Annotated in this window: 7 protein-coding genes; 4 read left to right on the top strand and 3 right to left on the bottom strand. The window is 58.8% G+C overall.

The annotated features are described in order from the left end of the window. The first annotated feature begins 64 nt into the window (after positions 1-64). Both leuC and leuD read left to right on the top strand, forming a co-directional pair. Positions 65-1,498: a 3-isopropylmalate dehydratase large subunit gene (leuC, locus tag ACT6Y9_RS06255; RefSeq protein ID WP_443743890.1), complete on the top strand. Its 1,434-nt coding sequence runs from the start codon at positions 65-67 to the stop codon at positions 1,496-1,498. A gap of 23 nt (positions 1,499-1,521) precedes the next feature. After that, the gene (leuD, locus tag ACT6Y9_RS06250) at positions 1,522-2,178 is read left to right on the top strand and encodes a 3-isopropylmalate dehydratase small subunit (RefSeq protein ID WP_443743889.1); all 657 of its coding nucleotides are present in this window, start codon (positions 1,522-1,524) and stop codon (positions 2,176-2,178) included. 116 nt (positions 2,179-2,294) lie between these two features. Here leuD and ACT6Y9_RS06245 read toward each other — a convergent pair whose 3' ends face one another. From ACT6Y9_RS06245 to ACT6Y9_RS06235, 3 genes are all read right to left on the bottom strand, one after another. After that, the gene (locus ACT6Y9_RS06245; RefSeq protein ID WP_443743888.1) at positions 2,295-2,687 is read right to left on the bottom strand and encodes a hypothetical protein; all 393 of its coding nucleotides are present in this window, start codon (positions 2,685-2,687) and stop codon (positions 2,295-2,297) included. Positions 2,688-2,850: 163 nt separating this feature from the next. After that, a complete protein-coding gene (locus ACT6Y9_RS06240) occupies positions 2,851-3,837 on the bottom strand; it encodes a DMT family transporter (RefSeq protein ID WP_443743887.1) in 987 nt (328 codons plus the stop codon). A 164-nt stretch (positions 3,838-4,001) separates the two neighbouring features. After that, positions 4,002-4,364: a hypothetical protein gene (locus tag ACT6Y9_RS06235; protein WP_443743886.1), complete on the bottom strand. Its 363-nt coding sequence runs from the start codon at positions 4,362-4,364 to the stop codon at positions 4,002-4,004. Positions 4,365-4,595: 231 nt separating this feature from the next. On the opposite strand from ACT6Y9_RS06235, the gene ACT6Y9_RS06230 reads away from it, so the two are divergent. After that, positions 4,596-7,565, top strand: a complete 2,970-nt coding sequence (locus ACT6Y9_RS06230) for an SNF2-related protein (protein ID WP_443743885.1) — start codon at positions 4,596-4,598, stop codon at positions 7,563-7,565. A 22-nt stretch (positions 7,566-7,587) separates the two neighbouring features. After that, positions 7,588-8,613 (top strand): hypothetical protein, encoded by a 1,026-nt coding sequence (locus tag ACT6Y9_RS06225; protein ID WP_443743884.1) that lies wholly within the window; start codon positions 7,588-7,590, stop codon positions 8,611-8,613. Positions 8,614-8,635: the final 22 nt, after the last annotated feature.

Genomic DNA, 8,635 nt, shown 5'->3' with positions numbered 1-8,635 from the left:
CCGCGAGGCTCAGCGAATCAAGAAGCTCCGGCCTTCAGGCCGGAGAGTGATCACAGGAAACCAGATGACCCACACTTCCGACGAGACCCCGAAGACGCTCTACACCAAGATCGTGGACGCCCACACGGTGAAGCGCATCGACGCCCAAACCGTGCTTCTCTACTGCGACACCCACTTCGCCAACGAATACACGAGCCCGCAGGCCTTTGCGGGCTTGGGTGAACGCGGCGTTCCGGTGGCGGTGCCCGACGCACACCTCTGCGTCGTGGACCACATCATTCCGAGCGAGGACGTCACGCCGCGCGTCATTCACGACCATGCGAGCCTCGTGCAGGCCGAAACGCTCGAAGCGAACTGCCGCAAATACGGCATCGACGCCTTCTACGGACCCAACGACCTCGACCAGGGCGTCGAGCACGTGCTCATGGACGAACAGGGCCTCGTGCGCCCGGGCATGGTGGTGATCTGCGGCGACAGCCACACGACCACCCACGGGGCGTTGGGCGCCCTGGGCTTCGGCATCGGCACCTCCGAGATCGAGCACATTCTCGCGACTCAAACCCTCGTCTACCGGCTCGCCGGCACGATGCGGATCCGCATCAACGGACAATTGCCCGCAGGCTCGACCGCGAAGGACCTCGTCCTCACGGTGCTCCGCAAAACCTCCGCGCGCGGCGCGCTCGGTCTCGTCGTCGAATACTGCGGCAGCGCCGTCGAAGCGCTCCCGATGGAGGGACGCCTCACGCTCTGCAACCTCACGGTTGAGGCGGGCGCCCGCGGCGCCCTGATCGCTCCGGACGAAAAGGCGCTCGATTGGGTGAAAGCCCATGCGCTCGGCCTCTCGGACGAGGACTTCGCCGCCATGGCCGCCTACGCGAAGACGCTCCATTCCGACCCGGGCGCGCACTTTGACCGCGTGGTTGAGCTCGACGCCTCCTCGGTGACGCCGATGACGACCTGGGGAACCTCGCCCGATCAGGCCGCGGCGATCGACGAGCCGATTCCCGATCCGGAGTCCTTCACCGACCCGATCGCGCGCGAGGCCGCCCGGCGCGGACTCGCCTACCAAGGTCTGGAACCGGGTCAGCCGATGGCGGGCACGCCAATCGAGCACGTCTTCATCGGGAGCTGCACGAATGCGCGCATCTCCGACCTCCGGGCGGCCGCGGCCGTGCTGAAGGGCCGCAGGGTCGCCAAGGGCGTGCGCGCCCAGGTGATGCCGGGCTCGATGCGGGTGCGGCGCGAGGCTGAAGCCGAAGGGCTCGACCGGATCTTCAAGGAGGCGGGGTTTGAATGGCGCAAGAGCGGGTGCACGCTCTGCCTCGCGATGAACGGCGACATCCTCGGCGAAGGCGTGCGGTGCGCGTCCACGACGAACCGCAACTTCGAGGGCCGGCAGGGGCGCGGGGCAAGAACGCATCTCGTGAGCCCGGAAACGGCCGCCGCTTCGGCAGTGACGGGCGTCATCACCGATCCGCGTACGTTGGAGCGCCTCTGATGCCGCAGCGAAGGAGAAGACAGATGGAAAAATTCACGACCCTCGCCGCCGTTGCGGCGCCGCTTCCGATCGACAACCTCGACACCGACCAGCTGATGCCCAAGCAGTTCCTGCACGGGATCGACAAGAAGGGCCTCGGCCGGGGGCTCCTCTGGAACCTCCGCATGGACGCCGACGGACGCCCGCGCCCCGAGTGCGTTCTGAACCGCCCCGGGTTTGAGGAGACGAAGATCATCGCCGCCGGACCCAACTTCGGCTGCGGCTCAAGCCGCGAGCACGCCGTCTGGGGGCTGCTGCAGTACGGCATCCGCGCCGTGATCGCGCCCTCCTTCGGCGAGATCTTCTATTCGAACTGCTTCAACAACGGGCTCCTTGCCGCGCGCGTCACGCCAGAGGACGGCGCCGCGATCCTCGCGGCCCTCTCGGACGTGAAGCCCGTCCGGCTCGTGATCGACCTCGAGGCCGAGCGTATTGCGCTTGAATCGGGCGCAGCGTCCTGGAGCTTCCAGGTTGCTCCCCGCCACCGCCGCATGCTCCTCCAGGGGCTCGACATGGTGGACGCGACGCTGCAGGACAAGGCCGAGATCGAAGCCTTCCGCGCCGCCCATGAAGCAAAGTTCCCGTGGATGGCGGGACTTCCGGGCAAGTACCGGCGGATCCGCGACGGCCGCAGGGCGTAGCGCTTGATCACCCGGTCAAGCGCCTCACCCATTTTTTCACTCCACGTGATCCCGCAGGCTTTCTCTTGAAAGATGCGGGATCGCTTTCCATGCGGGACGCAGCCCCGCGGCTCCCATCACTCACCCTTTGAAATGGACAAGCCTTTGCCCATCACGGAGGAAACATAAAGCACAATCTCCGACTTCGGCTTGATGTCGATGAGTTCCGCAGTGTCGAGATAACCCATGCGCGCCATGACAAAGCGTCCGCCCGGCCGAACGTAGACCGTCGTCTTCTCTGCGGGAGACAGAGCGGCGACGAGCAACGACTCGATGTAGATCGACATCGGGTTCACTGCGCCGAGGATGCCGCCCTCACGGACGACCGTCACACGGGCATCGTCCGGACCGGAAGGCTGAGCCATGTGAACCGGCTCGACGGCGGCGGCCCGATCGGCCGTGATGGGAAGGGACATGCAGCCGGAAAGAAGGGCGGCGCAGAGAAGCGCCGCGGCAAGGCATTTTTTCATGATTCGGAGTAGTCGTTCTGAGAAGATCGTCTTCCTTCAGCGAAGACGACCTCCGGTTGATTTCGATGAAAAAGGGGGAAGGCGCATGTTATTAACAGAATCGTCAAATAGTTGACAGATTACTGTTTTTGCCAGGGAATGAAAGACGCTGCCGAAATCTCCATCACTTGATGGCCGCAAGGTCGCCCCTGCGGCGCTGGAGGAGCCTCGCGCCCTTGGCCTGCACCATGAGGAGGCCCGCCAACATCAGGAGCGACCCGCAGACGAAGAAGGACCCGATCGTTTCCCCGAGAAGCATCACCGAGAAGAGGACGCCGAAGAAGGGCGTCATGAAGACGAGAACGCCCAGGCGCGCCGCCAGATACACCTTGATCAACTGGCACCAGACGAGGTAGGACGCGAAAGAGACGATGAAGATCTGGAAGAGGATGCTCGCCCAGGCGATCGGAGTGCCGGCGAAGTGATCCTGCCCGGTGAGGAAGGCGATCGGGATGAGGACGACCGCGGCGCCCGCCAATTGGGTGAAGAGCATCTGCGTGGGCGCGGCGTCGTTCATCGTGGTCGTTCGCATGAAGATCGTCGTGCACCCCCAGGAGACGCCCGACATGAGGCCGAGGAGGTCGCCGAGGATCCAGAGGTCCCCGGAAGCCCCCTGCCCGGCCAAAACCGCCGGAAGCAGGAACGCCACGACGATGCCGCTGAAGGCGACGAGCAGCCCCGCCCACTGCAGGACGGCGAGCCGCTCTTCGGGCAGGCGGATCGAGAGCCCGACCGCCGCGAAGAAGGGCGCGGTGTAGAGCAGCACCGACATGTGGGAGGCGGTCGTGAACCGCAGACCTTCGGCGACGAAGAAGAATTCCCCGATGAACCCAAGGGCCACGAGGCAGGCGTCCCGGAAGCGCACGTTCCAGTTCCACTTCTCCCTCAGATAGAAGTGGTTGGCGAGAAGGAGCAGACAGGCCGAGGCCAGAGACCTCACCCCCACCTGCAGCATCGGCGAGATGTCCGGGCCCGCGGCCTTGATCGCCGTCTGCTGCATGCCCCAGATCATCGAGAGCACGACGCAGATGAGAAAGGCCTTCATGTCGATCGGGCGGCGGAGCGCGGCGGAGGGTTTCTTCTCAGTCGCTTCTGAGGCGGTGCGGGTCATGGCGGAGAATGGAATCTTTCCGGTTGTTTCAGAAAGCTGCAGATGATACGCCCGCTTGGAGAGTCCTCCGGAGTGATATTTCGACAACCGATATTTCGATTGAGCATCGAGAGGGCAGAGATGGCATGAAGCGCTCAGGGCATTTGAAACGGTATTCCCCAGGGCTACCCACAACCATGCCTGAAGAGCCGAATTGTCTTGACGAGCACGGCCGTTTGTTCATATTCGATGGTGTCACTGAACATCCGACAGATCATGCTCTCCACCGAACGATATGATTTTTCTGCCTTTTTAGTGGCTTCGACGCGACGCGCCTTGATGGAAGACTTAGACTTGTCCGTCTCGTAGATCCACTCAGGATCGTCGTCCCAGATCACACCGAGAAGCTTGGTCGCAATCGCCACCGCGCGTCCGCGCTTCCCCGGCTCGCTGCTGGTGTACTCAGCACGAGGCACAAACTGACGATATCCCTTCCCCTTCTTCGGATGGGTAGACTTGCGGAAGACGATCTTCTTCCCTTTGGGCAATCGAGCCTTTTGCTCAGGGGTGAGCTTGAAGGTGAGGAACTTTGCGTCGACTTCGTCAACGCGGCGGAGGCGAGGTGTGTTGAACTAATGCATAGAAACCTCCCAGACACAGAAGCATATCATGTGCCGGGACTATCTCTTTGTATTCTGAGAGACATACTCTTTATCACGGCTGTTCCTCTGGATTTGAACCTTCGGGTTCGTGAATTTCACTGGAACTGGATGTGACGGATGAGTACGAATAAAGCGAGATTTGCAGCCGGCATGCGTGTTGTTGTGCGTGATGCCGAATGGTTGGTCAAACACGTTGATATCGGTGTTCTGCCCGGTGTAGGCAATGCCCCCATGCAGGTTTTGACCTGCCTAGGCATTTCAAACATCGTCAGCGGCCGACTGGCCAAGTTTGTTGTCGAATACGAAGAACGCCCCGATCTGAAGCAAAAGATTCAGATTCTTGATCCCAAACAGACGCGCATCGTTCAGGACAAGTCTCCCGGATACGTTCGCTCGAAGCTTTTTATTGACTCGCTTTTGCGACGCACGCCTGCAACCGACGCCAAGATTCACATCGCACAGGACGCTGCGATGGACGTCCTTCCCTACCAGCTCAAGCCTGCCTTGATGGCGCTTGAAGCACCGCGTCCGCGAATTCTCATTGCCGACGCCGTGGGTATTGGTAAAACACTCGAAGCCGGCATTCTCGTTTCCGAACTTATCGAGCGACAGCGCGGCAAGCGCATTCTGGTACTGGCGGTCAAGGCCATGCTTGAACAGTTCCAACAGGAATTCTGGAACCGCTTCTCCATTCCGCTCACGCGTCTGGACAGCGACGGGATTGCTCGTCTTCAGCAGCAGATCCCTGCCGGTCACAATCCGTTCCTGTATGTCGACAAGGCGATCATCTCCATCGATACTCTGAAGCAGAGCAGTCAGTACAGCGCCTATCTCGAGCAGGCCTATTGGGACATCATCGTCATCGACGAAGCGCACAACGTGGCCGAGCGCGGCACGGACAGCCTGCGCTCCAAACTCGCTCGACTTCTTTCCCGCCGTTCAGATGCCCTCATCATGCTTTCGGCTACGCCGCATGACGGCAAGCCCGAGAGCTTTGCGAGTCTGATCGACATGCTCGATCCCACCGTCATTGCCGATCCGTCGAATTACTCGGCTGAAGACTTTAAGGACAAGGGCCTCGTCATTCGCCGCTTCAAGAACGACATTCGAGATCAGGCCAAGACGGCCTTCCCCGAACGAGACATTCAGACGATTGAGGTTGAGGCGAGCGAGGTTGAGAAAGCGGCCTATGCTGCACTCGAGAATCTGAAATTCACCTACATCGACTCCAAGCGCAAGACGGAAACCGGCGCCATGCTTTTCAAGACGAATCTTGAAAAGGCCCTCTTCTCGAGTCCGGCTGCCTGTATTTCCACCTGCGAAAACCGAATCAAGAAACTTCTTTCGGCGAAGGATGTGGAGAAAACCTCGCATGACATCCAGACATTGCAGGAATTTGTGCGCATTCTGAAGGAAATTGACGCACCAAACTTCTCCAAGTATCAGGAACTCGTCACAATCCTGAAGGATCCCGGCGAAGGCTTCAAGTGGACGCCTGCGAATCCTGATGATCGTCTTGTTATCTTTACCGAAAGCCGTCAGACGCTGAAGTTCCTTGAACAGCATCTGCCGGACGCGTTGAAGCTCAAGAAAGAACAGTTTGTTTGCCTGAAGGGCGACGACAGCGACAAGGACCTCATGGACGCCGTCGAGCGGTTCAACAAAAAGGACACGCCGCTCCGACTCATGCTCGCCACGGACGTAGCCTCCGAAGGTCTTAACCTGCATCGTCTCTGCCATCGAATGATTCACTTCGACATTCCCTGGTCCCTTATGACGTTCCAGCAGCGCAATGGTCGTATTGACCGTTATGGACAGACCGAACAGCCGCTCATCCGCTACATGCAGACCATCGCGGACACCGGCAGCGGAAAGTTCATCGGCGATGCGCACATCATGAAGCTGCTCGTCGATAAGGACAAGAACGCCGTCAACAACATTGACGACCCGGGCGAATTCTCCGGCACCCGCGAAGAACAGGAAAACCGCACCGCAAGAATGATCGAAGGCGCGGACCCAGTTATAGAACCGTCAGAGGAAATGCCGTTTGACATCTTCAATCCGATGGCAGCCTTCGAAGCCGTAAACAATGACAAGCCGCTCATTTCTGCGGGCGAAGAAGACATCATCCCGCGCAGCCTTCTCTTCAAATCCGACTTTGACTTCCTCAAGGCCGGACTCAAGCTTCGCCAGAATCTTGACGCGGGTGAAGGCGGCATTTCCACTGAAGTTCAAATTCGTGACGATGATCGCTGCATCCGCCTGCTACCGCCCAAGGATCTTGAAGTTCGACTGGAGTATTTGCCCAAGGAAGTCCTGCCCGAGAATAAGTGCTTTGAACTGAGCGACTGCAACAAAGATGTTCAGGACGCCATTCGTAATGCCGGGTTGAATCCGAACTCCTCCTGGCCTACGCTCCAGCTCCTCTGGGAGCTTCACCCCGTCATGCAGTGGATGGAAGACTGGGCGATCGGCTCCTTCGGACGTCATGCCGCCCCTGTCGTGTCCGTGCCGGATTTTGCCGAAGGCGAATTCTGGGTCCTTCTGCAGGGCGGCTTCCCCAACAAGCGAGGAGGCACGCCGGTTCACGACTGGATTGCCGTTGAAGTCAATCAAAACGGCGTAGTGGGCGTACACAAGCGCAAAGTGCTGATGTCCCGCATCAATCCGAAGGCGGACTGGATCAACACGCAGAAGGACATCGATACGACGGCGATTGAAGCATTGCTGCCTGACGTCGTTTCTGCAGCCGAAAACGAACTAAATCGAAAGAAGCAGATCTTTAATGAAAAGTACATCCCGATCGTTCATCAGAAGATTGAAGAGCTGAATGGACTTTGGGAAAAGCAGATGAGTCTCTTTGAGGATTCCCCTGTCAAGGGAACCCTCAAGACCAGGGAAGCCAAGCGTGAGGCCAGAAAGGAATACATTGAAAAATGCTTCCGTGAAACAAGAGACTACGTAGCGGGCACATATGAGCTTGACAACCGCCCCTATGTGCAGGTGGTTGCCGTCTTTACCGGCAAACCCGTGATGCCGACGATCGGCACCCGAACCGCCGGCGGCGAGATGCTGACCATCTTCTGATCACGGACGAGGAACTAGAAAAATGGACTGGATTGGAATCCAAAACGAAAACGAATATTACAGCGCCTACTTCCTCTCCGAAGGACTTGCAGACTCGCTCAAAGAACAACTGAATGCGTGGAACGAGGAAGAGACAACGCGACGAACAGAAGCTGAAGGCAAGGGGTTGACCTCCTGGCTTCGCACGCCGGGTCGGGAAATCCGAAGCATCTGCCGTGAACTTCTCGATGATATGGCCGCAGCGCGTCGAATTGAAAACACAACAGATCGCATTGAAGCCGAACGCGAAATTACCGCTCGCCTCCTAAAGGTTTTGGGCCTCCCGGTTGCGGATCCGTCCAAGGATCCCTTCTATGTCGCAGGCAACGACCACATGCCGCTTCCTCTCTTGGGAGCGCTTTATCGAGACGGCAAGAAGACCGAACCCATTGTGTGGGTTTTCGAGGCTACTCCGACCATCAATGAAGAGATTGCTCAGTCGGCCGACACCGATCCTCTGGAAATGTTTGTCCAAACCCGGCAGTTCACGGAAGACAACTTTGATCTGCCGGCATCTGCCCGCAAGGATCTGGCCGACAACTGGAACCGCATACTTGAAAAGCGCGTCTTCAGTGCCGACTATGCACCCCGCTGGGTCATTCTGGCCTCTTCCGAACACTGGCTTCTGATCGATCGAACGAAGTTCAATCGTCACAGCGTGCTTCGCTTTGACTGGAAGGAAATCTTCACCCGTCGCGAAGACCGTGTGATCGACGCATGTGCAGCCCTGCTCTCGGCTGAGTCCATGACCGGTCGCGATGGAAGCACCGCGCTTCTCGATCACGTGGACGAGAACGCCCACAAGCAGGCCTATGGTGTTTCCGAATCCCTCAAGAAGTCTCTGCGCAGAGCCATTGAGCTTTTGGGCAATGAAGCGGCCAACCAGATCATTGAACGTGCCCGCCAGCAGAAGAAGACGGTCAAGCGTGATGCGGCGTTTGCAAACGAACTGACAGTCGAATGTCTGCGCTACATGGGGAGTTTCCGATTAAATGTGTCGATGGTTTGAGTTAAGTCAAGATTGGAAAGGT

Origin of the sequence: Sutterella sp. (assembly GCF_052272535.1) — a bacterium.
GTDB lineage: Bacteria > Pseudomonadota > Gammaproteobacteria > Burkholderiales > Burkholderiaceae_F > Sutterella.
This window is presented reverse-complemented; position numbering and strand designations above follow the sequence as displayed.

Bases quoted from the DNA above. Each gene is read 5' to 3' on its own strand.
- leuC (WP_443743890.1), top strand. From the start codon at position 65: ATGACCCACACTTCCGACGAGACCCCGAAGACGCTCTACACCAAGATC.
- leuD (WP_443743889.1), top strand. From the start codon at position 1,522: ATGGAAAAATTCACGACCCTCGCCGCCGTTGCGGCGCCGCTTCCGATC.
- ACT6Y9_RS06245 (WP_443743888.1), bottom strand. From the start codon at position 2,687: ATGAAAAAATGCCTTGCCGCGGCGCTTCTCTGCGCCGCCCTTCTTTCC.
- ACT6Y9_RS06240 (WP_443743887.1), bottom strand. From the start codon at position 3,837: ATGACCCGCACCGCCTCAGAAGCGACTGAGAAGAAACCCTCCGCCGCG.
- ACT6Y9_RS06230 (WP_443743885.1), top strand. From the start codon at position 4,596: ATGAGTACGAATAAAGCGAGATTTGCAGCCGGCATGCGTGTTGTTGTG.
- ACT6Y9_RS06225 (WP_443743884.1), top strand. From the start codon at position 7,588: ATGGACTGGATTGGAATCCAAAACGAAAACGAATATTACAGCGCCTAC.